23 protein-coding genes and 2 pseudogenes are annotated in these 26,578 nt (G+C 64.5%); 8 read left to right on the plus strand and 17 right to left on the minus strand.

Translation table 11 applies throughout. The annotated features are described in order from the left end of the window. Positions 1 to 149 precede the first annotated feature (149 nt). The 4 genes and pseudogenes from V8352_RS05070 to V8352_RS05085 all read left to right on the plus strand — a co-directional run. The gene (locus tag V8352_RS05070; RefSeq protein WP_336423182.1) at positions 150 to 431 is read left to right on the plus strand and encodes an ABC transporter substrate-binding protein; all 282 of its coding nucleotides are present in this window, start codon (positions 150 to 152) and stop codon (positions 429 to 431) included. Between the two features lie 27 nt (positions 432 to 458). Then, positions 459 to 1,064, plus strand: a complete 606-nt coding sequence (locus V8352_RS05075; RefSeq protein ID WP_336423183.1) for a glutathione S-transferase family protein — start codon at positions 459 to 461, stop codon at positions 1,062 to 1,064. After that, a pseudogene (locus tag V8352_RS05080) lies at positions 1,061 to 1,231 on the plus strand (ATP-binding cassette domain-containing protein); the annotation flags it as partial. The gene V8352_RS05075 and the pseudogene V8352_RS05080, both read left to right, overlap by 4 nt. A gap of 58 nt (positions 1,232 to 1,289) precedes the next feature. Continuing rightward, a pseudogene (locus V8352_RS05085) lies at positions 1,290 to 1,721 on the plus strand (branched-chain amino acid ABC transporter permease); the annotation flags it as partial. Between the two features lie 141 nt (positions 1,722 to 1,862). Here the strand turns inward: V8352_RS05085 and V8352_RS05090 are convergent. From V8352_RS05090 to V8352_RS05105, 4 genes are all read right to left on the minus strand, one after another. Then, positions 1,863 to 2,339 carry a CHAP domain-containing protein gene (locus V8352_RS05090; RefSeq protein ID WP_336423184.1) on the minus strand — a complete coding sequence of 159 codons (477 nt, stop codon included), beginning with the start codon at positions 2,337 to 2,339 and terminating at the stop codon, positions 1,863 to 1,865. Between the two features lie 326 nt (positions 2,340 to 2,665). Beyond that, positions 2,666 to 3,724, minus strand: coding sequence for a methyltetrahydrofolate cobalamin methyltransferase (locus tag V8352_RS05095; protein WP_336423185.1), 1,059 nt, complete (start codon positions 3,722 to 3,724; stop codon positions 2,666 to 2,668). A 21-nt stretch (positions 3,725 to 3,745) separates the two neighbouring features. Further along, the gene (locus tag V8352_RS05100; RefSeq protein ID WP_336423186.1) at positions 3,746 to 4,675 is read right to left on the minus strand and encodes a methylenetetrahydrofolate reductase; all 930 of its coding nucleotides are present in this window, start codon (positions 4,673 to 4,675) and stop codon (positions 3,746 to 3,748) included. Between the two features lie 40 nt (positions 4,676 to 4,715). Next, positions 4,716 to 5,036: a virulence factor gene (locus V8352_RS05105; protein WP_336423187.1), complete on the minus strand. Its 321-nt coding sequence runs from the start codon at positions 5,034 to 5,036 to the stop codon at positions 4,716 to 4,718. A 251-nt stretch (positions 5,037 to 5,287) separates the two neighbouring features. On the opposite strand from V8352_RS05105, the gene V8352_RS05110 reads away from it, so the two are divergent. Beyond that, entirely contained in the window at positions 5,288 to 6,406 is a 1,119-nt protein-coding gene (locus V8352_RS05110) for a Ppx/GppA phosphatase family protein (protein ID WP_336423188.1), read from the plus strand. Then, on the plus strand, positions 6,403 to 7,119 hold the full coding sequence (locus V8352_RS05115; RefSeq protein ID WP_336423189.1) for an RlmE family RNA methyltransferase: 717 nt from the start codon (positions 6,403 to 6,405) through the stop codon (positions 7,117 to 7,119). Before V8352_RS05110 ends, V8352_RS05115 begins: the two co-directional genes overlap by 4 nt. 75 nt (positions 7,120 to 7,194) lie before the next feature. Here the strand turns inward: V8352_RS05115 and V8352_RS05120 are convergent, their stop codons facing one another. Beyond that, a complete protein-coding gene (locus V8352_RS05120; protein WP_336423190.1) occupies positions 7,195 to 7,377 on the minus strand; it encodes a hypothetical protein in 183 nt (60 codons plus the stop codon). Positions 7,378 to 7,570: 193 nt separating this feature from the next. On the opposite strand from V8352_RS05120, the gene V8352_RS05125 reads away from it, so the two are divergent. Next, entirely contained in the window at positions 7,571 to 8,053 is a 483-nt protein-coding gene (locus tag V8352_RS05125; RefSeq protein ID WP_336423191.1) for a fasciclin domain-containing protein, read from the plus strand. Positions 8,054 to 8,148: 95 nt separating this feature from the next. Here the strand turns inward: V8352_RS05125 and V8352_RS05130 are convergent, their stop codons facing one another. Further along, positions 8,149 to 10,848 carry a hypothetical protein gene (locus V8352_RS05130; RefSeq protein WP_336423192.1) on the minus strand — a complete coding sequence of 900 codons (2,700 nt, stop codon included), beginning with the start codon at positions 10,846 to 10,848 and terminating at the stop codon, positions 8,149 to 8,151. 148 nt (positions 10,849 to 10,996) lie between these two features. Here V8352_RS05130 and V8352_RS05135 point away from each other — a divergent pair, with 148 nt between their 5' ends. Beyond that, positions 10,997 to 11,665, plus strand: coding sequence for a thiamine diphosphokinase (locus V8352_RS05135; RefSeq protein ID WP_336423193.1), 669 nt, complete (start codon positions 10,997 to 10,999; stop codon positions 11,663 to 11,665). 2 nt (positions 11,666 to 11,667) lie between these two features. Here the strand turns inward: V8352_RS05135 and V8352_RS05140 are convergent, their stop codons facing one another. From V8352_RS05140 to V8352_RS05190, 11 genes are all read right to left on the minus strand, one after another. Then, positions 11,668 to 12,600, minus strand: a complete 933-nt coding sequence (locus V8352_RS05140) for a DMT family transporter (RefSeq protein ID WP_336423194.1) — start codon at positions 12,598 to 12,600, stop codon at positions 11,668 to 11,670. Between the two features lie 7 nt (positions 12,601 to 12,607). Next, on the minus strand, positions 12,608 to 13,981 hold the full coding sequence (locus V8352_RS05145) for an L-serine ammonia-lyase (RefSeq protein WP_336423195.1): 1,374 nt from the start codon (positions 13,979 to 13,981) through the stop codon (positions 12,608 to 12,610). 177 nt (positions 13,982 to 14,158) lie between these two features. Then, entirely contained in the window at positions 14,159 to 15,430 is a 1,272-nt protein-coding gene (locus tag V8352_RS05150; protein ID WP_336423196.1) for an amidohydrolase family protein, read from the minus strand. Then, positions 15,430 to 16,374, minus strand: a complete 945-nt coding sequence (locus tag V8352_RS05155) for an ABC transporter permease (RefSeq protein ID WP_336423197.1) — start codon at positions 16,372 to 16,374, stop codon at positions 15,430 to 15,432. Before V8352_RS05155 ends, V8352_RS05150 begins: the two co-directional genes overlap by 1 nt. Before the next feature lie 2 nt (positions 16,375 to 16,376). After that, a complete protein-coding gene (locus V8352_RS05160; RefSeq protein ID WP_336423198.1) occupies positions 16,377 to 17,426 on the minus strand; it encodes an ABC transporter permease in 1,050 nt (349 codons plus the stop codon). Then, the gene (locus V8352_RS05165; RefSeq protein WP_336423199.1) at positions 17,416 to 18,960 is read right to left on the minus strand and encodes an ABC transporter ATP-binding protein; all 1,545 of its coding nucleotides are present in this window, start codon (positions 18,958 to 18,960) and stop codon (positions 17,416 to 17,418) included. The genes V8352_RS05160 and V8352_RS05165 overlap by 11 nt, the downstream gene beginning before the upstream one ends. Continuing rightward, positions 18,961 to 19,992: a BMP family protein gene (locus V8352_RS05170; protein ID WP_336423200.1), complete on the minus strand. Its 1,032-nt coding sequence runs from the start codon at positions 19,990 to 19,992 to the stop codon at positions 18,961 to 18,963. It lies immediately after the preceding gene. 209 nt (positions 19,993 to 20,201) lie between these two features. Beyond that, the gene (locus tag V8352_RS05175) at positions 20,202 to 22,640 is read right to left on the minus strand and encodes a GcvT family protein (protein ID WP_336423201.1); all 2,439 of its coding nucleotides are present in this window, start codon (positions 22,638 to 22,640) and stop codon (positions 20,202 to 20,204) included. Further along, the gene (locus V8352_RS05180; RefSeq protein WP_336423202.1) at positions 22,637 to 23,533 is read right to left on the minus strand and encodes a phosphotransferase; all 897 of its coding nucleotides are present in this window, start codon (positions 23,531 to 23,533) and stop codon (positions 22,637 to 22,639) included. Before V8352_RS05180 ends, V8352_RS05175 begins: the two co-directional genes overlap by 4 nt. Then, complete coding sequence (locus V8352_RS05185) at positions 23,530 to 25,527, minus strand: ABC transporter permease (protein WP_336423203.1); 1,998 nt, start codon at positions 25,525 to 25,527, stop codon at positions 23,530 to 23,532. The genes V8352_RS05180 and V8352_RS05185 overlap by 4 nt, the downstream gene beginning before the upstream one ends. After that, complete coding sequence (locus V8352_RS05190) at positions 25,524 to 26,567, minus strand: quaternary amine ABC transporter ATP-binding protein (protein ID WP_336423204.1); 1,044 nt, start codon at positions 26,565 to 26,567, stop codon at positions 25,524 to 25,526. The genes V8352_RS05185 and V8352_RS05190 overlap by 4 nt, the downstream gene beginning before the upstream one ends. Between the last annotated feature and the right edge of the window lie 11 nt (positions 26,568 to 26,578).

The raw sequence follows: 26,578 nt of genomic DNA on the forward strand, positions 1-26,578 counted from the left end.
GCCATACCTGCGAGACAAGAGCCGGGGCGATTTTCGCCCCGGTTTTTCTTTGCGCTGCCTCCGCTTCGGGCGCGGTATCAGGGCAAAGCACCCAGCGCGCGGGTAAATAACTCGAGGGCCGATCCCGTCAAATCGAGGCGCCGAATTTTGTGGGCGATCAATGCTCGCCCTACGCGGTGCAATGGACGCCAACGACGCGCGAACTGGCGCGCGGCGTCGCGGGCGCGGTGGTCGAGGGGGGCGGTGACAGCTGGTATCTTCTGACGGCCGACTACGTCTTTGGCCACGGTCTTGCCAAGGATGCGACCGAGGCGGTCGAGGATGCGGGCGGCAAAGTCGTGGGCGAGACGGTGCATCCGCTCAACACCAACGATCTGGCCTCGGCGCTCTTGTCGGCGGGCGGCGCCTGCACGGGCGCGGGCGCCGCCTGACCGGCAACATAGCGGAGGCATTTTCCCATGAAGCTGATGAAAAGCGCCACATCGCCTTACGCACGGCTGGCCCATGCCATGCTGATCGAGGCGGGCGAAGCGTTCGATCTGGATATCCTGAACCCTTGGGCCGACCCTGAGCAGCTGGTTGCCGCCAATCCCGCCCGCCGGGTGCCGACACTGATCCTGGATGACGGGACGGTCATGACCGAGGCAATGTTGATTGCCGATTATGCGGCAAAGCGCGCGCCGGAGGGCTCGCACCTCAAGGCGATCTCGCCGGTGCAATATGAGATTGCCGGGCGCGCGTGGGGTATCACCGAGGCAGCCGTGCATGTCATCATCGGGCGCAAGATCGTCTCGGACGATCTGGCCGCGACAGAGTATGACAGCCATCCCGTCGCACGCCGCCGCTATGCGTCGATGATGAACGGATTGACCCAGCTTGAGTCACTGGCCGGGGATCTGAGCGACCGACATATGGGCATCGCCGAAATTTCTGCTGCCAATGCACTCGATTATGTGGATTTCCGCTTTCCCAAGGCTGACTGGCGCCCGGACATCCCGGCGCTTGATGCGTGGCGGGCGCGCAACGCGCATCATCCCTCGCTTGCCGAGACCGTGCCATCATGAGCGCCGTGGCCGCGCAGGCGGCACCTGATCCGGACGCTGTGCTGCCCGCGCGGGGGCTGACCAAGGCTTTTGGCGGGTTTCATGCCGTCGACGATCTGGATCTGACAATCCGGCAGGGCACGATCCACGCGCTGATCGGGCCCAACGGGGCTGGCAAATCCACCGTGTTTGGCTTGATGACCAAGTTTCACACACCCACTTCGGGCCGCATCACTCTGGCCGGTGTTCCTGATTGGGATGGCCATCATCTGGCGCGTGATCCATTCGCCCTTCGGTCAGGTCCTGCTGGCCCTGCGCGAGAACGAGACGCGCGCGGTTTCACTGGGCTATCGCGCAGATCGCTACAAGCTGGGCGCTTTCGTTATATCGGCAACGCTGGCCGTGCTGGCGGGCGCAACCAAGGCGCTGGTCTTTCAGATCGCGACGCTGACGGATGTGGCGAGGCAAATGTCGGGCGAGGTGATCCTGATGTCCCTGCTGGGCGGCGTCGGCACCTTTGCGGGTCCGACAGTGGGCGCGGGCCTGATTGTCACGATACAGAATTACACCGCGACCAGCGGCTTTCCGCTTCTGGTCATTCTTGGGATACTCTTCATCGTCTGCGTGCTGACTTTTCGCTCGGGGATCGTGGGCGAGATCAACAAACGGCTGCGCTAAGGCGTTCGGCCAGAAACCTCGTTTACAGATTTTGGCGGAGCGCCGGGCATAAAATGACCGATGCGCTTCAGGCGCCCGCCGCGAAAAAGGGGGCCGCGCCGGCCCCCTGCCACTTATATGTCAGGTCATTCAGCCGGGGGCTCAGCCTTGATCGGCCACACGCTCCTTGGGCGGCAGGATAAAGCCGTTGACCGGATAGACGCTGCCGAAGGCATCGGGATTGGTTTCGACCCGGACGGCAGACCAGTCGCCCTTGCCTGAGACATCGATCACGGCCATGTCCTGACTGACCTGATCGCGGTGCCAGTTGGCATGGTCGATGAGAATGCGATCTTCTGAAATGACTTGCGACACGACCGCGACATGGCCCAGCGGCATCGAGGATGTCGCGCGAAAGGACATGACGGCGCCGACGACGGGTCTGTGGCTCTGGTCAAAGCCGTCCTTGGCCTTGCCCCACCAGGTATGGGCATTGCCGCGAATGTTGATGCCGCTCACGTTGCGGGCGAAGGGCACGCACCAGACGCGCTGGCCCTTTGCGCGCAAGGTCTCCGCCTCGCGCAGCGCCATTGCCTCGCGCACCGGGTCGATCCCGCCAAAATCGGGAGCCTCGTCCATGCGGGGCGCGCCTGAGCAAGCCGAAAGGGCGAGGGCAGCAACGCATAGAAACGGCGCCGCGCGCAAGGCGGGTCGGGTCGTGCTTGTCTTCATGTCGTCCCTCGTGATCGGGTTTGCCTGCAACTGCTCTGCCTTGGACGCTTTGATGCTCTGCGGGTATGCCGCGGCGGCGCCTCTTGTAACGTTTTGCTACACTTTTCCGTCAAGTCGAAGTGATTAGAATTTCTCCGGCGAAAAACCGCCTGAATTCAACACAGCACGTATGAGAGCGCATGAAAAAAGGCCCCGCAGATTGCAGGGCCTTTGTCATCGGTTTGCCAGATCGCTCAGCGGCGGCGGCGCCCGCCGACGCGGCCGGCGCGTCCGCGGCCTTCCTCGCCGGCCTTGGGCGGCTGCTTGTTGAAGCGAATCCATTCGCCGCCATGGGCATCATTGTTGGTCAGGAAGTTGGCGGCGCGAATTGCCTCCATTTCCGAGCCGGGCCGCGGCTTGGTGCTGCCAAGGCCAAAGAGCTTGCAGAACGTCTCGTCATCCATGTCCTCGGGGATCTCGAGGCCGGTGGCGGCGACTTCGGCGCGCTTTTCGGCAATTTTCGAGGCCGGGACGGGCAGGGCGACCGGATTCATGATGGCCGACGTCATCCCTGCGCCCATCGCCATGGGCAGGAAGGCGTTGTTGATGCCGTGGCGATTGGGCAGGCCAAAGCTGATGTTGGAGGCGCCGCAGGTGGTGTTGACGCCCAACTCTTCGCGCAGCCGGCGCACGAGGGCAAAGACCTGCAGGCCCGCCGTGCCCATCGCGCCAATCGGCATGACCAGCGGATCGACCACGATGTCATGGGCCGGGATGCCGAAATCGGCTGCACGCTGCACGATTTTCTTGGCCACTTCAAAGCGCACATCGGGATCCTCGGAAATACCGGTATCGTCGTTCGAGATGGCCACGACGGGCACGTTGTATTTCTTGACCAGCGGCAGCACGTATTCCAGGCGATCCTCCTCGCCCGTGACCGAATTGAGTAGGGGGCGCCCCTCGGCGGCCTTGAGCCCGGCCTCCAGTGCGGCAGGAACCGAACTGTCGACGCAGAGCGGCAGATCGACCAGATTTTGCACCATCTGGATGATCTTGGTCATCAGCGGCGGTTCGGTCTCGTTCGGGTTGGGGTTGGAGTTGTAGACCACGCCCGCATTGATATCGAGCACGGTCGCGCCTGCGTTGGCCTGTGCGACGGCGTCCAGCTCGACGGTCGAGAAATCTCCGGCTTCCAGTTCGGCCGCCAGTTTCTTGCGGCCGGTCGGGTTGATGCGCTCGCCGATGACGCAAAAGGGCTCGTCAAAGCCGATGACGGCGGTTTTCGTTTTGCTCTCGACGATAGTGCGGGTCATGTTCGGTCCTTAATCTGTGAATTACTGGGCCGAGGCGGGCACGCCCGAGGCGCCACCGTTCTCGATTGCCCATGTCGCATTCGCCTTGATACCGCCCAAGGGAAAGAAATGCACGTTGGTGATGTTGAAGTCGGGGTGAGCCGCCTTGTGCGCGGCAAGCTGGTTGATGATATCGTTCGGCTCATAGGGCAGCAGCAGCTTGGTCACGTCCATCGCGCGCTTTTGCAGCACCTTCAGCGATGGGCCGACGCCGCAGGCGATGGCGAACTTGATAAGCGTCTGAAGCTTGGCCGGGCCGGCGATGCCGATGTGGATTGGCAGGTCGATGCCATTGGCCTTGAGGCTGTCGGCCCATTCGATGATCGGGCCCGCCTCGAAGGCAAACTGCGTGGCCAGCGCCATCTCGGCGTCCGAGCTTTCCGAAAACGCCTGCTTCCACTTGAGCGCGGCGCTGACATTGTCCATGCCGCCCGACGGGTCGATATCGCGGTTGCCTTCGGGATGCCCGGCGACGTGCAGACGCTTGAACCCCGCCTTGCCGAACTCGCCGGTCTCCAGCAGCTGCATCGAGCTGTCAAAGTCTCCGTGCGGCTCCGAGACGCCGCCCGCAAGCACCAGCGCCTGATCGACACCCGCCTCGCCCTGATAGCGCGCGATCCAGTCGGCCAGCATCGCGCGGTCCTTGATGATACGCGCAGGAAAATGCGGCATGACCGGATAGCCGTCCGTCGCCAGACGTTTGGCCGTGGCGACCATATCCTCGATCGGCGTGCCCTCGATATGGGCGATGTAGACGCGCGTGCCCTCGGGCAGCAGATCGCGGAAATTGTCGACCTTTTCGGCCGTGCGCGGCATGACCTCGATCGAATAGTCCTTGAGCAACGCCTCGACGGCGGCAGGGGGCGTGGCATGCGCGGGCGCGCTGCGCTTCTTGAAGTTCAAAAGGGCCATCAGAGCCTCCTTAATCCGAGGTGGGGTCATGCCATCATTGTCATGCTGGGGGGGCGCCGGCGGGATCATTCCAGCCGTCGTTTGCGATCAGCGCCTTGATGCGCTCGTGGTCGTATTCGGTGTCCAGTCGGGCGGCCTCGGCCTCGGCCACTTCGGCGGCGGTGCCCTCGACGGCATAGGGCGCGGCTTTGCGCCACTCGGCGAGGTAGTCGTCACTGCCGCCTGCGCCGATCTTCATCGCGGCGCGGTCGATGGCCTGCTCGAACCGCTCGGGCAGTTGGCGCTTGGCGCCGCTGCGGCCCTTGCCGACGATGACCTGCGCGGGGATGTCCCGCCAGTAGACTATGGTGACATCAACCATGATGATTCCCCGCCTGCATGTTGCGCTCTGTCTAATGCACCTGATACCGCGTCCGGCGCCTGTTTTCGACCGAACGCGCGTGATGCGCGACGCGTGATTGTTAACCTGTGGGCGCCGCCAGTGCCATGCGGGTGATACCCCATAATATTCATGTCCTGCGTGAGCCGCGGCACGGCGCTACGCGCAGCGGGCTTGCGCCGAAGCCGCAGAGGCCATACTTTGGGTGTAACTCGAAATGGAGGGCGTTCCCTATGACGCCCAAGCGTCCCGAAGGTGCGGGCGCTGTCCCGAAACCAGTTGAAAGCCCCGCGCCGAAACCGCCCAGCCGACCGCCGCTCTACGCGGCGCTCGATCTGGGTACAAATAGCTGCCGGATGCTGATCGCGGAGCCCCGCGGCAGCCAATTCCGCGTGATCGACAGCTTTAGCAAGTCGGTGCAGCTGGGCGCCGGTCTGGAAAAGACCGGCCAACTGTCGCGCGCCTCGATCGGGCGCACGATACAGGCGCTGCGCGTGTGCCAGCAAAAACTCAAGCGCCACAAGGTTACCTCCATGCGTCTCGTCGCAACCGAGGCGTGCCGCCGCGCCGGCAACGGGGCCTCGTTCATGGCGCGCGTCCGGCGTGAGACGGGCTTGTCTCTCGACGTGATCTCCCCGCTGGAGGAGGCGCAACTGGCCGTGGTCAGTTGCGCGCCGCTGGTGGCGCCCGAAACCGACCAGCTGCTGGTCGTCGACATCGGCGGCGGCTCGACCGAGCTGGTCTGGATCGACCTCACGGATGTGCCGCCCGGCGACCGGCGCCGCGCCATCATGCGTCTGCACGGCGGCTTCAACGCCGGAAGCGGCGGTGATGGGCCGCGTGCCCGCGTCGTCGACTGGATCAGTGTGCCGCTGGGCGTCGCCACGCTGCGCGACCAGTTCCATGATGTGGAGGACGATGCGGCGCGCTTTGCCCTGATGAGTTGGTTTTTCGAGGAAAACCTCATGGAGTTCGCCCCCTACAAGAGCGAGCAGTCACGCAAGGGGTTTCAGATCGTCGGCACCAGCGGCACGGTCACGACCGTTGCAGCCAGCCACCTGAACCTCAAGCGCTACGACCGCAATCGCGTTGACGGCCTGCGCATGACCTCGGATGAAATCGACAAGGTCATTCGCAGCTACCTTGCTCTTGGTCCCGACGGGCGGCGCAACGATCCGCGTATCGGGCTGGACCGTCACGCGCTCATCATGTCGGGGGCGGCGATTCTGCAGGCGCTTTTGCGCTGTTGGCCGACCGATCGGCTGTCGGTTGCGGATCGCGGTCTGCGTGAAGGGATGCTATATGCGCAAATGTCGGCGGACGGCGTGCTGAGCGTGGAGGAAGATGCATGAACAAGGGACCGGACGGCAAGAACACGTCGGGGCGTGGCCAGAGGGATCTGACGATCAAGGTCAAATCCGCGCGGGGCCGCACGGCGTCTTCGACGCGCTGGCTGCAACGCCAGTTGAATGACCCTTATGTCAAGCGCGCACAAAACGAGGGCTATCGTGGCCGCGCCGCCTACAAGATCATGGAGCTTGACGACAAATACCGCTTTCTCGTGCCGGGTGCGCGGGTGGTCGATCTGGGCTGTGCGCCGGGTGGCTGGGTGCAGGTCGCTGTGCCGCGCATCAACGCGCTGGGGGAAAAGAGCGGCAAGGCCGTGGGCACCATCCTTGGCGTGGATTTGCAGGAGATCGAGCCGATTGCGGGTGCGACGCTGCATCAGCTGGATTTCATGGATGAGGGCGCGGACGACAAGGTCAAGGAATGGCTGGGCGGCAAGGCCGATGTGGTCATGTCCGACATGGCTGCCTCCTCCTCGGGGCACAAGCAGACCGACCACTTGCGCATCATATCGCTCTGCGAGGCGGCGGCCTATCTGGCCTTCGATGTGCTGGAAGAGGGCGGCACGTTTGTGTCCAAAGTGCTGGCCGGCGGAGCCGAAGGCGAGTTGCAAAAACTGCTGAAGCAGCGTTTTGCCAAGGTCGCGAACGTCAAACCGCCGGCCTCACGCTCGGGCAGCTCCGAGAAGTTCGTGATTGCGACCGGATTTCGCGGTTAAGGCTTTCATCGCTTGGTCCAGAGGCGCGAAGGGCCTTGGCCCGCAGAGCTTATTCTCAGCTTGTGCCAAACGACATTAGCGCAGCTTTTGCCACGACGCGGCGGCGCGGCGCGCGACCTCCGCCAAGGTGCCGGGATCGGGTCGAGCCGCGCCTGCCATGCGCGCAGCAACACGTGCGGCGCGGTTTTGCTGCCGGATCAGTTCAAACAGTCGCGCGTGCCGCGCGGGCACGTGCGGGGCGAAGGCAAAATGTCGCATGCGATCCCTCCTGATGGTCGCCTGACTGTCACTTCGCCTGATAAATAAGGGCTTAGTTGGACTCTGCCGGGGCAAGTCGAAGGCAGCTGCAGCCCCGCGCCGGGCCATCACGCATACGTGAGTGATCCTCTGGCTCATCTGCGCCGTAGCCCTCACATCGCCGATGACGGCGACATCTAGAGAGGAGACTACTATGATCCGCAGAACATTCATGGCTCTGGCCGCTTCGACCGCCTTGGCAATGCCCGCTTTCGCTGAAAACCACTCCAAAGATATCGTTGACACCGCAGTTGAAGCTGGCTCGTTCACCACGCTGGTCGCTGCTGTCGAGGCCGCCGGCCTCGTAGACACGCTGAAGGGCGAAGGCCCGTTCACCGTCTTCGCACCGACCGACGAGGCGTTTGCTGCCCTGCCGGAAGGCACCGTTGATGACCTGCTCAAGCCCGAGAACAAAGATCAATTGACGTCGATCCTGACCTACCACGTCGTTCCGGGCAAAGTGATGTCGACCGATCTGAGCAACGACATGACTGCCGCGACCGTCGAGGGTTCGGACGTCACCATCATGACCGAAGATGGCGTCATGGTGAATGACGCGACCGTCACGACGGCCGACATTGAAGCATCAAACGGCGTGATCCACGTGATCGACACCGTGCTGATGCCGTCCATGTAAGGCATCCTTCGGCCAGGCACGCGTGGCCGTCTGAAACGCAATGCGCCGCCGAACATGTGTTCGGCGGCGTTTTTTCTGGCATGACCTCATTCGGCTCAGGCCGACTGGCGGAACTCGGTCACTGAGGTGACGGCAAACCGGCCCCCTTTGAGTTTCTGCAGCTTGCCCTGACGCAAAAGCTCTCCGAATGAGCGCAGGCCATCCTCGCGTGTGAAATCATCCTCCTGTGCCTCGCGCAGCTTTTGCATGAGCATGGGGCGCGAGAACTGCGGCATGCCCTCAACATCGGCCATATAGGCGGCGGCGGCCTCGAGCATGTCCGTCAGGGAGCTTGCGCCCATCTGTTCGGCAAACTCGGCAAAGCCGGGCGCCCCGGCGCGCATATCCTGATCGCGGTCGGTTGCGGCTGCCGTTCCGGCCGTGCCCCCTGAAACCAGATCGGCGCGGGTGATGCGGCGCGGGCGCACGGGCTGCACGTCGGTATCGATGCGCTGCTCCGCGACTAGCTTCAGCGGGGCCGGCCGTGCGGGGTGACTCGCGCTGGGGCGCGGGGTCACGCCTGTAGAGACGGGGCGGGGACGACGCGGACGGACGGCATTTTGCAGATCGCTCCGGTAGGGCTCATCATCCACATCCGCCTGCATGGCCCCGCCAGCGCGGCGCTCGGCCTTGGTGGCGGCGACTGCGGCGCGCAGGTGCTGGATCGCGGTGCGGCGCTTGTGCGATTCGGGCTCTTCGAGCTGTGTGTCCGCCTCTTCAAATATCCGCGCGGCCTGCGCGTCGGATGCAGGCGTGCCAAGGTGGCCGGCACGGCGGATGCCGTCCTCATCGCTCGGAGTTTCGGTCGGAGCGATGTCTTGGTCGCTCGCCCCGCCTTCGGCGCGGTCGTCCTCCCAATCGTCCGTCTCGCCATGGTCCGGGCGTGGATCGCTCACGGCGCTATCTGCACTCTGCGAAGCAACCGCTTCGGTGTTCTCGGCGTCGTCGTCGGCCTCGAGGTCCGTCCACTCTTCGGGCACTTCCATGTCCGGCGATGGGCTGGCGGTCTCTTGGCCGGTCTCTGTCGGAGTATTGCCAGACCGCAGCTCGGCTTCGACTTCTGCCAATTCGCGCTGTAGTTCGGCTTCGGCCTCGGCGCTGAGCGAAGAGGGATCGTCGCCGCTCGCCTCCATCTCTTCTTCCAGGCTGCCACCTGCGAGCGCCGCGTCGAGATCGGCGCGCTTCATCTTGATGACGCGGGCTGCCATGGGCCGCTCGGCATCAGATTGCTCGGCCGCGACGTCCTCGTCTGTCGCGTCCTCGTCTGTCGCGTCCTGCTCTTCCAGATCTTGCGGCGCAGTGTCGACGTCTTGTGCCTCATCCGCGTCTGATGCTTGCGCCTCTGAGGCGGGCTCGTCAGCGTCGTCAGTCGTGGCAGTCGGGGCGGCGTCATCGCCGGAAATCATCGCATCGGCCAGAAGCTGCGACAATGTGTCGTTCCGCTCGGGGGCGGCCTCTGCTGCCGCGTCCTCGAAGGTGTCATCCTGCTGGCGCACCGATGTCTCGCGCGCTGCCTCGGCGTGGCGCAGCATCGCTTCGAGGTCATCCTCTTCGGCCCCGACCCACTCTGCACCGACGCCCCAATAGCCTTCCGCAACCGTGGAGGGAGGGGGAGCATCCATTTCCGACGCGTCCAAGATGGTGGCATCAATGGCGTCGTCCGTATCGGCAACGGACGCTTCATCCTGATCGCTGCTGAGGCGCGACAGAATAACCTCATCGGTCGCAATGCCCTCCGCAAATGTGGTCTCTGGCTGGTCATCGGCGTCGTCTTCTGCGTCAGCAGCCGCCGAGGCCGGTGCGGTGGATAAGGCTTCGGTCTCGTCTGCTGTCGGCTCTTCCTGTGGCGCGGTGACCTGCGGGGCCTCTACCTCGGGCGCGCCGGTTTCGGCGGTTTCCGTCAAGGGGTTTTCTGCGCCGTCGTCTGAGGCTGCATTGGTATCGCTGCCTTCCATGGGCGCCTCTGTGCCGGGACCCTGCGCAGCCTCCGGCTCGGCAGTGATGCTCTGGGATGCGGTTTCCCTTGGCTCCTCCCAAGGTTCCTCATCGGACTCCTCCCAAGCCTGCTCTTTTGCCTCCTCCCAGGACGGCATTTCGCCCTGGTCGGGTGCGGCAGTCTCCTCCGGATGCCCAAAATCGGCTGTCTCGGTCAGGAAATCCTGCGCATGCTCGTCCTCGTCAAAATAGGCAGCGGATTGTGCGGGGCCGGACATCGAGGACGGGCCTGCGGCGGCGGGCGCCGCCACGGCGCGGATGCGGCGCAGCTTCTCGGCGATACTGTCGCTGACGGGCTCAGCGGGCTTTGCCCCCATGGCGCTACCCAGGGCCGCAGTTGTCGCCTCTGGCTCTGGCGCTTCGGGATGGTCAAATGCGGCGCTTTGGCTGGCCGCGCTCGGCAGCTCGGATTGTGCCGGATCATCCCCAAGGTCATCGCGTTGAGCGGCCACGGTGCTGTCTGCGGCGGCCTGTTGCGCGGCCCGCTGGGCGGCGGGCAATGCGGCGGGATCTGCGCGCAGGTGGATCTTGCCGTCGCTGCCGCGCACCTCGACACGGCGGGAAATCTCGCGCTCGGCGATGCGGGCCAGCATCTCTGCGTCCGGGCTGGGGGGCTCGGCGCCAAAATATCGGTCATCGGCGGCAAGGTCGCGAAAATACTCGGCGATCGCCTTCATGGTATCGAAAGAATCGTCAAAGCCCTCCAGTGTGCACGAAAATGTGCCATAGGAGACCGTGAGGATCTTGCTGTTGCTAACCATAATAAAATCGCCTTTCCCTGACTGCGACGCCATCGTTTACCATGGCAGGCAAGCCCAAAGAGGACCGAATCTGCGCTCCTGAGCGTATCATTTCATGGCAATATTGTGATCTGTTTCCCTTTTTGCGGTAAGTCCGAAGGATTTTAACATGATTGTTCACAAATCTGGCCCAGTCGCGCTGATTGGTGGCGCAAGCGTGCCGGATCATGTTCTGGAACGCGCATTGTTTCACGGTGAGCGCATCGTCGCGGCCGATGGCGGTGCGGCGACGCTTGCGGCGCACGGGGCGGTGCCCGAGGCGGTCATCGGTGATTTCGATTCGATCCCGGATGCCGTGCGCGCAGCGCTGCCCGAGGCCGCGCTGCACCTTGTGGCCGAGCAGGACAGCACGGATTTCGAGAAATGCATCAGCCGGATAGAGGCGCCCCTGATCGTTGGCGCGGGTTTCAGCGGCGCGCGGGTGGATCACCAACTGGCGGTCTGCAACGTGCTGGTGCGCTGGTGCAGGCGGCGCTGCGTTCTGATCGGCGAGGATGACGCGATCTTTCTTGCGCCGCCGCATATGACGCTGGACTTGCCCAAAGGCTGCCGCGTCTCGCTGTTTCCCATGGGCGCGGTCGAGGGGCGCTCGGAAGGGCTGAACTGGCCGATAGATGGCCTTTGCTTTACCCCCGACGGGCAGATCGGGACATCGAATTTTGCCACTGGCCCGGTGGAACTGGGCGTGACGGCGCCAAAGCTGTTGGTCATTCTGCCGGTGGATCATCTGGACGCGGTGGTGCGCATGTTGATGAAGAACCCGGCGCGCTGGCCCTGACGTCATGGCTGCGGCAGGGGCCGCCGCTCCAGATGCCGCTCGCGCAGGAACACGAAAAGGCCCGACGCAACGATCAGCGCGATGCCGCAGAACGCCATGGTGTCCGGCAGATCGCCAAAGATCCAGAAGCCAAAGACGGTGGCGGTCACGATCTCGAGGTATTGCACAGGGGCCAGGGTTGAGGCGGGTGCGAACTTTAGCGCGAAACTGATGCAGATATGGCTGAGCGTCGCGGCAAGGCCTAGGCCCACCAGCAGCCACGCCTCGCGCGCGGCGGGCCAAATGGGATCGAACTGCGCCAGCCCCGAGCCGTTCAGCGCGACCAGCACCGGCAGAGAAAGCGCCAGCGCGGCAAGGCCGGTATAGGCCTGAAGCGTGATGGGGTGCATCCGCGTCGCCATGCGCCGCGTGAGGATCATGTAGAAGGCAAAGAGAAGCGCCGTGACCAGCGGCAAGAGCGCGGGTGCGCCCACATCCTGAAAGCTGGGCCGGATCACCAGCATGGCCCCGGCAAAGCCGATGGTGCAGGCGATGTAGCGGCGCGGGCCGATCGCCTCGCCCAAGAGAAGCCCGCCAAGAAGGGTCAGGATGAAGGGTTCGACAAAGAAGATGGCGATGGCATCGGCAACCGGCATGAACTGAAGCGAGTAGAAAAAACATCCCGTCGCGATCAGCAACAGCGCCGCGCGCACCAGATGCAGCGCCGTCTCGGCGCGCCCCGGCATATGCAGCCATCCCATCGCGTAGGCCAGCGGCGTCAGCAGCAGGGCCTGCGCGAAAAAGCGGATGGCAGCCACCTGCGCCACCGGCAGCGCGCTTCCGATCAGCTTGGCGAAGCTGTCCATGATGGGGGCGGTCAACGAGAAGGCGACCATCAACAGAATGCCGAGTGTCACGCGCGCCGCGGGCAGTGGCAAGGGCAGGGAGGTTTGCATCGGGCGCTCAGCAGTTGGGCACGTTGACGGCAAGGCCGCCAAGAGAGGTTTCCTTGTATTTATCGCTCATGTCGGCGCCGGTCTGGCGCATCGTCTCGATGCAGGCATCCAGCGGCACAAGGTGCGTGCCGTCGCCGCGCATCGCGAGGCTGGCGGCCGAGACGGCCTTGATCGCGCCGAGACCGTTACGCTCGATGCAGGGCACCTGCACGAGGCCCTTGACCGGATCGCAGGTCATCCCGAGGTGATGTTCCAGCGCGATCTCGGCCGCGTTCTCGATCTGCATCGGCGTGCCGCCCATCACGGCGCAAAGGCCAGCGGCGCCCATTGCGGCGGCGCTGCCGACCTCGGCCTGACAGCCCGCCTCGGCGCCCGAGATGGAGGCGTTGAACTTGACGAGGCCGCCGATCGCGGCGGCAGTCAGCAGGAAATCCTCGACATGCGCCTCGGACGCGCCGGGGTAGTGATCAAGGTAGTAGCGGATGACCGCGGGCACGACACCCGCCGCGCCATTTGTGGGCGCCGTGACAACCTGGCCACCGGCGGCGTTCTCCTCGTTCACGGCCATGGCATAGAGGCTCATCCAGTCGTTGATCTTGTGCGGGGCGTTCTGGTTCGTACCGCGCTCGGCGATCAGAGCGTCGCGGATGCCCTTGGCGCGGCGCTTGACGTTCAGCCCGCCGGGCAGGGTGCCATCGGTGGTCATGCCGCGCTCGATGCAGTCGTTCATCACCTGCCAGATGCGCGCGACGCCAGAGCGCATGTCGGTTTCGCCCTTGCGGGAAATCTCGTTGGCCTTCTTCATCTGGGCGATGGTCTTGCCCGATGTCTCGCACATCTGAAGCATCTCGGCGGCGGATTTGAACGGGTAGGGCACAGGCGCGCCCTCTTCGGTGTTGCGCCCTGCCGCCAATTCGGCCTCTGTCATCACGAAGCCGCCGCCAATGGAGTAATACGTCTCTTGCAGGATGGTATCGCCCTGAATGTCGGTCGCCATCAGGATCATGCCATTGGCGTGGCCGGGCAAGTTGGGGCCGAAATCGAAAAGAAGGTCTTCCTTGGGGTTGAACGCCAGCGTGCCGAGACCCTCGGGGCTGAGGGTATGCGTCTCGCGGATCTCGTCCAGCACCTTTTCGGCGGCGGCATGATCGTAGGTCTCGGGCAGAAATCCGGCGAGGCCGAGAATCGTCGCGCGGTCCGTCGCATGGCCGACGCCGGTGAAGGCGAGGCTGCCATGCAGCGACCCCTTGACGCCATGCGGAGTAAAGGGCGCGGCGCGCATCTTGTCCAGAAAGCGCGCGGCGGCCACCATTGGCCCCATCGTGTGCGATGAAGACGGTCCGATGCCGACCTTGAACATGTCGAAGACAGATAAGAACATGGCGGCCTCCCTCTGGGGCGTGACGAACCCTCGCCCGTTGTGACAGCCTACACGGCCCCGGCCTATACCGAAAGCGACATGCGCGGGCGATCCTGACCCTTTGGGGGTGGGAAGGGGCGTTGCCCCTCTTTGCCTTCGGCAAATTCACCCCAGGATATTTTCAGCAAAAAGAAAGGGTCAGGGGGTGTGGCGTCGGCGGATCTGCATGGGGCGACCGGGGAGTGTGAGCGCGGCGTCCATGCGGGGGGTGCGCGCGATGACGCGCCCCTTGGCGATGACGCAAAGGCGCGCGGCGCGTAGGCGCAGCGCCTCGGTCGGGGTGGCGGCGTCGAGAATGACGAGCGATGCCTGCGCGCCCTCCCGCAGGCCGTAGTCCTCGAGGCCCATGATCTGCGCATTCAGGGTCGTGACCATGTCAAAGCAGCGCGCCATTTCCTCGGGCGAAGACATCTGGGCGACATGCAGGCCCATGAACGCCACGTCCAGCATGTCGGCGGTGCCGAGCGGATACCACGGATCGAGCACGCAGTCCTGCCCCCAGCCGACGGTGATGCCATGGGCCTGCATTTCCTTGACGCGCGTGAGGCCGCGCCGCTTGGGGAAGCTATCGTGGCGGCCTTGGATCATGATGTTGATCAGCGGGTTCGGCACGGCCGAGACGCCCGCCTCGGCAATAAGAGGCAGGAGTTTCGAGACGTAGTAATTGTCCATCGAATGCATCGACGTGAGGTGGCTGGCATTGACGCGCCCCCCCAGCCCGAGGCGCTGGGCCTCGAAGCTGAGTGTCTCGATATGGCGGCTCAACGGGTCGTCCGTCTCGTCGCAATGCATGTCGACGCGCAGGCCGCGATCGGCTGCGATCTGGCAAAGTTCGCGCACCGAGGCGGCACCGTCTTGCATCGTGCGCTCGAAATGGGGGATGCCGCCGACCACGTCGACGCCCATGTCGAGGGCGCGGATCGTGTTGTCGCGCGCGGTAGGGTCGCGGTAGAAACCATCCTGCGGGAAGGCGACGAGTTGCAGGTCGATGTAGCCCTTGACCTGCTCGCGCACTTCCAGCATGGCGCGCACGCCCTTGAGGGTGTCGTCGCAGGTGTCCACATGGCTGCGGATCGCCAAGAGACCCATGGAGGCCGCCCAGTCGCAATAGGTCAGCGCGCGGGCGATCATCTCGTCTTCGGTCATCACTTGCTTGAGCTCGCCCCAGAGGCCGATCCCCTCAAGCAGCGTGCCCGAGGCGTTGATGCGCGGCGTGCCGTAGGATTGGGTGGCGTCTAGGTGAAAATGGGGATCGACGAAGGGCGGGCTGACCAGATCGCCCGCCGCGTCGATCACTTCGCCAGCCTCGGCATTCAGGCTGCCGATGGCCTTGATGCGGCCCTTTTCGATCCCGATATCTGCCGTGCGCCCATCGGGCAGGGTGCCGCCCTTGATGATGATATCGAACATCAGCGCTCTCCTTTGTTGAATGGCACCATCAGCGCCGCCGGCACCTCCGCCCGGCGCGACATGACGACGAGGGCGAGGATCGACAGGAAATAGGGCATCATGAGAAAGACCTGATAGGGGATATTCGCGCCAAGCGGTGTCTGCTGCAGACGGATCTGCGCCGCGTCGAAGGCGGCAAAGAGGATCGCGCCGAGGAGCGCCTTGCCCGGCTTCCATGCGCCAAAGACGACGAGGGCGATGCAGATCCAGCCACGGCCGTTGACCATCTCGAAGAAGAAGCTGTTGAAGGCCGACATCGTCAGGAACGCGCCGCCAATTGCCATCAGGCCACTGCCGACCATGACCGCGCCCATGCGGATCGCCGTGACCGAGAGCCCCTGGGCCGCGACCGCCTGCGGGTTCTCGCCCGCTGCGCGCACGGCGAGGCCGAGCGGTGTGCGATAGAGCGTCAGCGACACCACGGCAACCATCACAAAGGCCAGATACGTCAGCGGCGTCTGCGCGAAGAGGGCCGGGCCGATCAGTGGGATCTCCGACAGGATCGGGATCTCGAGCGGTTGGAACGCCTCGATCTTGGGCGGGGATGTCACCTCTGGCAGGGCAAGGCGGTAGGCATAGTAGGTGCTGGACGTGGCCAGAAGCGTGACCCCGAGGCCGACGACATGCTGCGACAGGCCGAAAGGCACCGTCAGGATCGAATGGATGAGGCCAAAGCCCATGCCGACGCAAAAGGCGACAATGACACCGGGCCAGAGGCCGATGCCGGAATAGACGGCCATCCAGCCCGCAAAGGCGCCCGCGACCATGATCCCTTCGATCCCGAGGTTCAGAACGCCCGCGCGCTCGCAGATCAGCTCGCCCAGGGTGGCAAAGATCAAGGGCGAGGCAATGCGGATCGCGGCGGTCCAGAAGCTGGCGGTCAGCAGGATTTCAAGGATCTCCATGGCTACTCCCTCACCACGCGGAACCGGGTCAGCAATATGGCGACCACCATCAAGAGAAGCGCGGTGGCCAGCATGATGTCGGCCAGATAGGTCGGCACGCCGACGGCGCGGCTCATGCTGTCGGCGCCGACGAAAATGCCCGCGACAAAGAGCGCGGCGGCCACGACACCAAGCGGATTGAGCAGGGCCAGCATCGCCACGATGATGCCCGTGTAGCCAAAACCGGGGCTGAGATCGAGCGTGAGGGAGCCCTTGAGCCCGGCCACCTCGGAATAGCCCGCAAGCGCGGCGAGCCCGCCCGACAGAAGCGCGGTCTTGATCAGGACACGGCCCACCGGGATGCCCGCGAATTCCGCCGCCTCGCGGTTCAGGCCGACGGCGCGCATCTCATAGCCAAGCGTGGTGCGCGCGCCGATAACCCAGGTGATGCCGGCGGCGATGAGGGCAAGGCCGAAACCCCAGTGCAGGCGCAGCCCCTCGGCCATGCGGGGCAGGCGGGCCTCTTCGATGAGGCGCGCGGACTTGGGCCAGCCCATGCCCATCGGATCCTTGAGCACACCTTCGAGCAGCATCGAGACGAAGAGCAGGAAAATGAAGTTGATGAGCAGGGTCGTGACCACCTCATCCACGCCAAGGCGCACCTTGAGCAGCGCGGGGATCAGCAAGAGAATCGCGCCCGCGATCATGGCGAGGATCGCCATGGCAGGCAGCAATATGGCGGCGGGCCAGTTCAGTAGGCCCGCGCCAAGCACCGCGACGACCAGTGCGCCTGCGTATAGCTGTGCCTCGGCGCCGATATTCCACAGGCGCGCGCGAAATGCGACGGCCACGGCAAGGCCGGTGAAGATCAGCGGCGTCGCGCGGTTCAACGTCTCTAGCAGGGCGAACTTGCTGCCGAAGGCGCCTTGGATGATGAGGCCCAGCACCGAGAAGGGGTTGGCCCCCGCGAGCATCGCCAGAAGGGACGCGATGACGACCGTGGCGGCAATGGCGACGGCGGGCGGGCCCAGCGTGCGCGCGGGCGATGGATTTGCGATCGGCTCAAGACGCATGGGCGGTCTCCGCAAATCCCTGTCCCGCCATCCAGACACCCAACTCGGCGGGCGACATGCTGCCGCGCGCGAAAGGAGGCGACAGACGGCCCTCGGAGATGACATGAATAACGTCCGACAAAGCCATGATTTCATCCAGATCTTCGGAAATCAACAGCACCGCAGCGCCGCGATCCCGCGCCGCCAGAAGCTGCGTATGCACATAGTTGACCGCGCCGATATCAAGGCCGCGCACCGGCTGGTTGGCGAGGATGATCTGGGGGCTGCCCTCCATCACGCGGCCAAGGATCAGCTTTTGCATGTTGCCCCCTGACAGCAGGCGGATGCGCGTGCCGGGGCCGGGGCAGCGAACGTCGTAACCCTTGATGATCTTTTCTGCGAAGGCACGCGCGCGGCGCCAGTTGAGCCAGCCATTCTTGCTGAACGGGGCATCCTTGTATGTCTCGAGGATCGCGTTCTCGGTCAGGTCGAAATCGGCGATGGTGCCGGTCTTGTGCCGGTCCTCGGGGATGCGCGCGATACCGGCGTGGACCGCCTCGCGGGGCGACCAGCCGGTGACATCCGCGCCATTCAGCGCCAACGTGCCCGATGCGGGGCGGATGATGCCGCCGACCAGCGCCGCCAGCGCCGCCTGACCATTGCCCGACACGCCAGCAAGGCCGGTGATCTGGCCCGCATGAAGCGTGAAGTCGAGCGATTTCAGCCCCGGCGCCGCGCCCTTGTCGGGCGTGGAAACGCCGCGCAGGGACAGCAGCGGCGCGCCGGGTGTGCCCGGCTCGGCCTTGGGCGCGCTGACCTCGCCGCCGACCATGCGCGCGGCCAGATCGTGGCGGTCGGTGCCGGATGTGGGCCCGGTATGGACGACCTTGCCGTGCCGCAGGATCACGACGCGGTCCGAGATCGCCATGACTTCATGCAGCTTGTGCGAGATGAAGATGATCGACAGCCCCAGCGCCACGGCCTTGCGCAGCGTCTCGAACAGATCGGTCGTCTCTTGCGGCGTCAGAACCGCCGTCGGCTCGTCCAGAATGAGGATGCGCGCATCACGGTAGAGCGCCTTGAGAATTTCGACGCGCTGCCGCTCGCCCACGGTCAGGCTGCCGACGCGGGCATCGGGATCGACGGTCAGCTTGAAGTCCCGGCTCAGTTGCGCGATTCGCGCCCGCGCGCCACTGCGATCCTGCCGCAGCGCGCTGAGGGGCTGCGTGCCAAGCGTCACGTTTTCAAGCACCGTCATGTTTTCGGCGAGCGTGAAATGCTGGTGGACCATGCCGACGCCCGCATCCAGCGCGGCGCGCGGATTGCCGGGGGGCAGGGGCGTGCCCATCACCTCGACCGTGCCGCCATCGGCGGTGTATTGGCCGAAGAGGATGTTCATCAGCGTCGTTTTTCCAGCACCATTCTCGCCCAACAGCGCGATGACCTCACCCTGATGTAGGGTAAGGCTGATCGCGTCATTGGCCGTGAAGGCGCCAAATCGCTTGGTAATCTGGTCGAGGCGCAGGACGACCTGCGCCTCTTTCTTATCAGGCATTTAGTTCGACTTCGGCTCTTCGTCGTTGATTTCGGTGACGTAGTCGCCCGACATGATCTCGGCCTCGCGCTGCTCGACAAGGTCCATCGCCTCTTCGGGCACCTTGCCCGCAAAGGTGCCAAGGGGGGCCAGTTCGGCGCCGCCTTCCTTCATGAGGGAAAAACGGCCGTAGTCCTCGGCTTTGAACGTGCCGTTTTGCACTTGGGAAATCGCCATGTTCAACGTCGGCTCGAAGTTCCAGATGGCCGAGGCGACGACCGTTTCGGGATAATCCGCTTGAGTGTCTATCACGTTGCCGATGGCCAGCACGCCCTTTTCCTGTGCCGCGTCGCTGACGCCGAAGCGCTCGGCATAGAGCATGTCGGCGCCATTCTCGATCATCGCGTAGGCGGTTTCCTTGGCGGCGGGCGGATCGAACCACGAGCCGATGAAGCTGACCTGGAAGCTGGCATCGGGGTTCGTCTCGCGCACGCCGGCCATGAAGGCGTGCATCAGGCGGTTCACCTCGGGGATGGGAAAGCCGCCGATGAGGCCTATGTTCCCGCTCGCGCTGAGCGATCCGGCAATGATTCCGGTCAGATACGAGGCATCCTGGATGTAGTTGTCAAAAACGGCGAAGTTCGGCAGCGCATCGTCGGGCTTGAAGCTGGAGCCCAGAAGGAAGGCGATGTCGGGGTATTCGGCCGCGACCTCACGCGCCTCCTGCTCGACTGCGAAAGCCTCGCCGATGATCAGGGTGTAACCGCTTTCGGCGTATTCGCGCATGACGCGGGCGTAGTCGGTATTGCTGACATTCTCGGAAAAGGCGTAGTCGATGTCGCCGCGCTCTTCCGCTGCGGTGGCGGCCTTGTGGATGCGGCTGACCCATTGCTGCTCGACCGGGACGGTATAGACGCCAGCGGTCTTGATCGGCTCGGCGGCCATAAGGGGGCGCGCGCCGGAAATGAGGCCAACGGTCAGCGCGGCAGCGGCTGCGGTGGCCAGAAAGCGGCGGCGCGTGAAGTGGCGCGTCGGTGTCGGTGCCTTGGTCATGTGTCTGGGTCCCCTCAGGAATTTCATATGCAGGTGCAGCGTAAAATCAAAATCGCGTCAGCGCCAGTCATTTGACGGCTGTGGATGGATTGCAACCGGAGCGGGCGCAACCCGCCCGGTGACCGCCATTATTTTACGCAGGCCGTCATGTGGAGTGTTCTGGCGATGCCTGCGCACCGCCAGATTGCAGCCACCAAACCTGCGCTGCCTCATGCCTTGACGTTCACCATCTTCGGATCGTGCAGGGGGCGCAGATGCACTTTTGCGGGCACCCTCTCGCCCGCGACCTCCAACTCGTAGGTACCGGCCATCACGTCATCGCGGGTGATCGTGGTGTCGGACCGGACATAGCCCATCCCGATGGACGCGCCCACCGTATGCCCGAACCCTGCCGAACTGAGCCATCCGCAGCGCTTGCCATCCTTGAGGATCGTCTCGCGCCCCGACAGGATCACACCGGGATCGGTGGTGAATGTCGCCATGATCTTGCGCACGCCGTTCTCTTTTTGCGCCGCGCAGGCCTCGCGGCCGCGAAAGTCCACGTTGGTCTTCAGCTTGACCGCCCAGCCCAGCCCGGCCTCGAAGGGGGTGTGGTCGGGGCCGATGTCGGACGCCCAGGCGCGATACCCCTTTTCAAGGCGCAGCGTCTCGATCGCGCGGTAGCCTGCATTGCGCAGGCCATGCTCTGCGCCCGCCTCGGCCAGCGCGGCGTAGACGGCGGCGGCGTATTCGGTTGGCACATGCAGCTCCCACCCCAGCTCGCCCACGTAAGTCACGCGCAGGGCGCGCACGGACGCGCCTGCGATCCCGATGGTCTGCCCGGTGCCAAAGGGAAAGGCACCGTTCGACACATCTGCATGGGTGACCGCTTGCAAGATATCGCGCGCCTTTGGTCCCATCAGCGACAGCACCGCGTAGGACGAGGTGACATCGACCAGTTGCGCGTTCATGCCATCTGGGATGTTTCGCGCGATATGGTCGAAATCATGGGTGGCATAGCCGGTGCCGGTGACAATGTAATACTCATCCGCGGCCACGCGCAGGCAGGTCAGATCGCATTCGATGCCGCCCTGATCGTTCAGCATCTGGGTATAGGTCAGCGTGCTGGGCGCGCCGCGCACGTCATTCGCCGCGATCCACCCAAGGGCGGCCTCGGCATCCGGGCCCTTCAGGACGAACTTGGCAAAGGAGGTCTGGTCAAAGATCACCGCCGCCTCGCGCGCGGCCTTGTGCTCGCGCGCGACGGGTTTGTGCCAGTTGGGCACCCCGAAGGTGTAGATGTCATGTGCCTCCTCCCCGGTCTCGGCAAACCAGTTGGGCCGCTCCCAGCCCAGCTTTTCGCCAAAGACAGCGCCTTGGGATTTGAGCGTGTCGTAGAGAGGCGATTTGCGGCAGGGTCGGGCGCTTTGGTGCTCTTCGCTGGGCCAGGCCATCGTGTAGTGTTTGCCATAGGCCTCATAGGTGCGCGCGCGGATCCAGTCGTCGTCGAAATGCGGGCGGCCAAAGCGGCGGATATCCACCGCCCAGAGGTCATAGGGCGGCTGCCCCTTGGCGACCCATTCGGCCAGCGCCATTCCGGCGCCGCCACCTGCCGCGATGCCATAGGCGTTGAAGCCTGCGCCGACAAAGAAATTGCGCAGCTCGGGCGCCTCGCCGAGGATGAAGTTGCCATCGGGGGTAAAGCTTTCTGGACCGTTGGTCAGCGTCTTGATGCCCGCGGTTTCCAGCGCGGGGACGCGGCCCAAAGACAGCTCCATCAGTTGCTCGAAATGATCGAAATTGCTGTCGAGCAGCGTGTAGTGGAAATCCTTGGGGATGCCGTTCTTGGCCCAGAGGATCGGGTTGGGCTCATAGCCGCCCATGACGAGGCCGCCGACCTCCTCCTTGTAGTAGGTCAGCCGGTCGGGGTCGCGCAGCGTGGGCAGATCCGGGGTGACGCCCTCGATCTGCTCGGTCACCATGTATTGATGTTCGACCGGGACGAGAGGGACGTTGACGCCGACCTTTTTGGCAAAGGCGCGGGTCCACTGCCCGCAGCAGGCGATGACGATGGGCGCCGTGATGCGGCCCTTGTCGGTCTCGACGCCCTGGATCACGCCATCCTCGACGATGACATCCGTCACTTTGGTGTCCTCGAAGATGCGCGCGCCCTTTTGCCGCGCGCCCTTGGCCAGCGACAGGGTGATGTCCGAGGGGTTGGCCTGCCCATCGGTGGGCAGATAGGCCGCGCCGATCACGTCATCGACCTGCATCAAGGGCCACAGCTTTTGCGCCTCGGAGGGCGTCAGAAGCTCCATCTCGAGGCCAAAGCTATGCGCGGTGGTCGCCTGCCGTTTGACCTCGGTCCAGCGCTCCTCGTTGCATGCAAGGCGCAGACCGCCGTTCATCTTCCACCCGGTTGCCTGGCCCGTCTCGGCCTCGAGCCGTTTGTAGAGATCGACGGAATAGCCCAGAAGCTGCGTGATGTTCGCGCTGGAGCGCAGCTGGCCCACGAGGCCCGCCGCGTGAAAGGTCGTGCCCGATGTCAGCTTCTTGCGCTCGAGCAAGACCACGTCCCAGCCCAGATCGGCCAGGTGATAGGCGGTCGAGCAGCCTATGATCCCGCCGCCGACGATGACCGCGCGGGCCTGATTGGGAAAGTCGCTCATGATGTCAGGTGTCCTTGGCTTTGCAGGGCGGCCAGCGCCTCGCGGTAGCGGCCCAAATTCTTGTCGGTGTAATCGGCATAGTCGAAGTCGATCTGCGAGGTTTGCTCGCTGACCATCGACCACATCGTCTCGCGCAGGAGCGAGGCGCATTTCATCGCGTCATAGCTGCGCCAGAGCGCGGCGCCGGGAGCCGTGCCATAATAGCGTGTCAGGATGGCTTCTTCGGCGTCGCGGGGCAGGGCGGCATTGCTGGCCAGCCCGCCCAGATCAAACAGCGGGCTGTTCCAGCCGCCATACTCCCAGTCGATCAGCCACATGCGATCCGCGCCGCGCAGGATATTGGCGGGCAAGAGGTCGTTATGGCCCAGCACCATCTGCACCGGGCCAACGGCGCGCTCCAGCGCGCTTGCCTCGTCCAGAAGGCCGCTCAGCTTGGGGGTATGGCGCGAGCCGCGCGCGCGCAAATCATGTGCATAGCTGCGCAGGATGTGAAAGACCCAGAAGGCCAGCGTGGGGCCATGCGCGTGTTTTGGCAGTTCGCGGTGCAACTCGGCGACAAGGTCTGTCGCCTGCATCAGCGTGGCCTCATCGTGCAGGTCCGCCTCGGCCAGTGCGGCGCTCTGGATATAGTCGATGACCAGCGCGCCGGGTTCGTGGTGATAGATGGCGGGCGACAGACCTGCCTCTGCTGCTGCGCGGCTGAGCGACAGCTCGTGCCAGCGCAGGATGCCATGTTCGGGGATATCGGTGCCGAGGCGCACCACATAGGCGCGGCCCTCGTCCATCACCTTGATGTTGTGATTGGTGATCCCGCCCTCGAGCGGCGCGGCAGCGGTGACGGCGGTCCAGCAGGGCAGGGCGCGCGCGGCGGTGATGGCCTCGTCAGGTGTCATTTCAGTCCCAGCCTTTCCTTCGATCTGGCCGCCATGGCCGAGATAATGCGATCTGCAGTGATGGCGATGAAGGCGACCGCAACGCCCGCGACGATGCCCTGCCCGGTGTTGGCCTTGGTCAGCGCGATATAGACCTCCTGGCCCAGATCGCGCGTGCCGACGAGGGCGGTGATGACCAGCATCGACAGCGCCAGCATGATCGTCTGGTTGAGCCCCAGAAGCAGTGATGGCGCCGCAAGGGGCAGCTTGATCCGCCACAGAAGCTGCCGGGGCGTGCAGCCCGCCACCAGCCCGGCCTCGATCATCTGCGGATCGACGCTGCGCACGCCGTGGGCCGCATAGCGCACGGCAGGGGCAAGGGCATAAAGCACAACCGCGATCATGGCCGAGAATTCGCCAACACGGAAGAGCATGACCACGGGGATGAGATAGACGAAGCTGGGCAAGGTCTGAAGCGTGTCGATGAAGGCCCCGACCCACGCATGGGCCCGCGCCCGCTGCCCGGCCCAGATGCCCAAGGGCACGCCGATGCCATAGGCGATCAGCACGGAGACGCCGCACAGGTAGATCGTCGTCATCGCCTCGCCCCATAGCCCGACCGAAGCGATCAGCGCCGCCATGATCGCGGCCATCGCGCCAAGGCGCCAGCCGCCCACGCGCCCCGCCGCAAGGCCAGCAGCGATGATCCCCCAAGCCCATGGAATGCCGGTGAAGAAGCGTTTGACGGGCAAAAGCAGCCAGGTAAGGAAGAACGATTTTATCGCATCAAGCGTGTCGAAGAACGTGACGTTGATCCAGCGCATCGCATCCTCCCAAAAGGCGGAGGTGGTGAGGGTCAGGCGCTCGGGGTAGTCCTGCACGAAGGGGACCATAAGACCCAGAATATAGGTGCCTGCGACGAGGGCTGCGGCGACCGCGACATAAGGGTGGCGCTGAACGATCCCGGCGTCTCGCTGAGGGGCCGCATCGGGAAGGCGGGTGGCGAATGCCTGGCTCACGCGGTCGAGCGCGATGGCGATCACCACGATGGCAAGCCCCGCCTCGATCCCGCCGCCGATATCGAGGCTGCGCAGCGCGCTGAGCACGTCAAAGCCAAGACCGCCCGCGCCGATCATCGAGGCGATGATGACCATGTTGAGCGACAGCATAATGACCTGGTTGACCCCAACCATCAGCGTTGGCGCGGCAGAGGGCACAAGCACCTTCCAGAGCATCTGGCGCTTGGTGCAGCCGGCCATATGCCCGGCCTCCACCACCTCGGGCGGCACCGTTTGCAGGGCCACTGTGGCGACGCGCACCATCGGCGGCATTGCGTAGATCACGGTGGCGACCAGCGCCGAGACCGGCCCGAAGCCGAAGAGAAAGAGGATCGGGACGAGATAGGCAAAGATCGGCACCGTCTGCATCAGGTCCAGCACCGGGCGCATGGCCCTTTCGAACCAGGGTGCGCGGTAGCAGGCGATCCCGAGCGCAAGGCCGCCCATGACACCGATAGGCACGGCAATCACGACCGAGGCCAGCGTGACCATCGCGCTCTGCCATTGGCCAAAGACCGCCAGATAGACAAAGCACGCGCCCACCAGCGCCGCCAGCGCCCAATCTTTGGCATAGCGCGCCAGCATCACCACCAGCGCCACGACCGCGATCCAGCTGAGCGGCGGCGCGATTTCGACGGCGTTCGAGCCGAGGCCGTGGATGAACCCATCGGCCAAAAGCGCGCGCGCGGTGTCATAGGGGATCTCGATCACGCCAGAGACAAAGCGCGTCAGATCGCGAAAGGTGAAGAGACCGAATGTGGCATCCTCGAGCAGCCAGCGCATCCCGGATGAAATCCAGCCCTCGAAATTGATCTGCCAGCTATTTGGAAAGCGGATGATCCAGCGCGCGTCAAACGCCTTGTAAAGCTGGAAGGAATAGCTCGACAGAAGCCATGTCGCGGCCAGAAGCGCCCACCAGAAGAGCGCGCCGGGCGTGGTCAGACGTCGCCAGCTCATGCGGTCGCGCGGCCTTCTGCGCCGCCGCCGATGCGCCCGATCAGCACGTCGATGACCGCACCTGCATCCACCTGGCCCACCGGCGCGCCTTCGCTCATCACGCGGTACGGGCGCTGGGCGGCCTCGACGACATCGGCCACATCCGCCACGCGGCTCCCAACCTCCAGATCCCCGGCGAAGGGGCCGTCGCCCAAGGGTGCCATCACAGCGCCAAGGCTCAGCACCTTGCCGCGTGGAATATGTTTGGTGAATTCGGCGACATAGTCCGTCGCTGGGTTCAGCACCAGTTCTTCGGGGGTCGCGGTCTGCACGATGCGCCCGTCCTTCATCACCGCGATGCGATCCGCGAGGCGGATCGCCTCGTCGAAGTCATGCGTGATGAACACGATCGTCTTGTGCAAGAGGCTCTGAAGGCGCAGGAACTCGTCCTGCATCTCGCGCCGGATCAGCGGGTCGAGCGCGCTGAACGGCTCGTCCAGAAACCAGATTTCGGGCTCGCCCACGAGGCTGCGGGCGATGCCGACGCGCTGTTGTTGCCCGCCGGACAATTGGCGCGGAAAGTAATCCTCGCGCCCCTTCAGTCCCACCGTCTCGATCATTTCATGCGCCCGCGCCTCGCGCGTGGTGCGGGGCACGCCCTGCACGTCGAGGGGGAAGGCGACATTTTGCAAGACGGTCAAGTGAGGCAGCAGCGCGAAGTTCTGAAACACCATCCCGATCTTGCGGCGGCGCAGCTCGGTCAACTGCGCGCCAGTCATCGCCAGCAAATCCTCGCCATCGAATTCGATCTCGCCGCCCGTCGGCTCGACCAGGCGCGACAGGCACCGCACCAGCGTGGATTTGCCCGAGCCCGACAGGCCCATGATGACAAAAATCTCGCCCTCGCGGATTTCGACATTGGCGGCGCGCACGGCGCCAATCAATCCCGCATCCCGCAAGGCGTCATCACTGGGGTCGGGGGTTTGGCGCAGGAAATCCGAGGCGTCCGGGCCATAGACCTTCCAGACGTCGCGGCAGAGCAATTTGCGTGCGCGTGGCATCAATACCTCAT

The organism is Roseovarius sp. D0-M9, assembly GCF_037083805.1.
Lineage (GTDB): Bacteria > Pseudomonadota > Alphaproteobacteria > Rhodobacterales > Rhodobacteraceae > Roseovarius.

Bases quoted from the DNA above. Each gene is read 5' to 3' on its own strand.
- V8352_RS05075 (WP_336423183.1), top strand. From the start codon at position 459: ATGAAGCTGATGAAAAGCGCCACATCGCCTTACGCACGGCTGGCCCAT.
- V8352_RS05090 (WP_336423184.1), bottom strand. From the start codon at position 2,339: ATGGACGAGGCTCCCGATTTTGGCGGGATCGACCCGGTGCGCGAGGCA.
- V8352_RS05095 (WP_336423185.1), bottom strand. From the start codon at position 3,724: ATGACCCGCACTATCGTCGAGAGCAAAACGAAAACCGCCGTCATCGGC.
- V8352_RS05100 (WP_336423186.1), bottom strand. From the start codon at position 4,675: ATGGCCCTTTTGAACTTCAAGAAGCGCAGCGCGCCCGCGCATGCCACG.
- V8352_RS05105 (WP_336423187.1), bottom strand. From the start codon at position 5,036: ATGGTTGATGTCACCATAGTCTACTGGCGGGACATCCCCGCGCAGGTC.
- V8352_RS05110 (WP_336423188.1), top strand. From the start codon at position 5,288: ATGACGCCCAAGCGTCCCGAAGGTGCGGGCGCTGTCCCGAAACCAGTT.
- V8352_RS05115 (WP_336423189.1), top strand. From the start codon at position 6,403: ATGAACAAGGGACCGGACGGCAAGAACACGTCGGGGCGTGGCCAGAGG.
- V8352_RS05120 (WP_336423190.1), bottom strand. From the start codon at position 7,377: ATGCGACATTTTGCCTTCGCCCCGCACGTGCCCGCGCGGCACGCGCGA.
- V8352_RS05125 (WP_336423191.1), top strand. From the start codon at position 7,571: ATGATCCGCAGAACATTCATGGCTCTGGCCGCTTCGACCGCCTTGGCA.
- V8352_RS05130 (WP_336423192.1), bottom strand. From the start codon at position 10,848: ATGGTTAGCAACAGCAAGATCCTCACGGTCTCCTATGGCACATTTTCG.
- V8352_RS05135 (WP_336423193.1), top strand. From the start codon at position 10,997: ATGATTGTTCACAAATCTGGCCCAGTCGCGCTGATTGGTGGCGCAAGC.
- V8352_RS05140 (WP_336423194.1), bottom strand. From the start codon at position 12,600: ATGCAAACCTCCCTGCCCTTGCCACTGCCCGCGGCGCGCGTGACACTC.
- V8352_RS05145 (WP_336423195.1), bottom strand. From the start codon at position 13,981: ATGTTCTTATCTGTCTTCGACATGTTCAAGGTCGGCATCGGACCGTCT.
- V8352_RS05150 (WP_336423196.1), bottom strand. From the start codon at position 15,430: ATGTTCGATATCATCATCAAGGGCGGCACCCTGCCCGATGGGCGCACG.
- V8352_RS05155 (WP_336423197.1), bottom strand. From the start codon at position 16,374: ATGGAGATCCTTGAAATCCTGCTGACCGCCAGCTTCTGGACCGCCGCG.
- V8352_RS05160 (WP_336423198.1), bottom strand. From the start codon at position 17,426: ATGCGTCTTGAGCCGATCGCAAATCCATCGCCCGCGCGCACGCTGGGC.
- V8352_RS05165 (WP_336423199.1), bottom strand. From the start codon at position 18,960: ATGCCTGATAAGAAAGAGGCGCAGGTCGTCCTGCGCCTCGACCAGATT.
- V8352_RS05170 (WP_336423200.1), bottom strand. From the start codon at position 19,992: ATGACCAAGGCACCGACACCGACGCGCCACTTCACGCGCCGCCGCTTT.
- V8352_RS05175 (WP_336423201.1), bottom strand. From the start codon at position 22,640: ATGAGCGACTTTCCCAATCAGGCCCGCGCGGTCATCGTCGGCGGCGGG.
- V8352_RS05180 (WP_336423202.1), bottom strand. From the start codon at position 23,533: ATGACACCTGACGAGGCCATCACCGCCGCGCGCGCCCTGCCCTGCTGG.
- V8352_RS05185 (WP_336423203.1), bottom strand. From the start codon at position 25,527: ATGAGCTGGCGACGTCTGACCACGCCCGGCGCGCTCTTCTGGTGGGCG.
- V8352_RS05190 (WP_336423204.1), bottom strand. From the start codon at position 26,567: ATGCCACGCGCACGCAAATTGCTCTGCCGCGACGTCTGGAAGGTCTAT.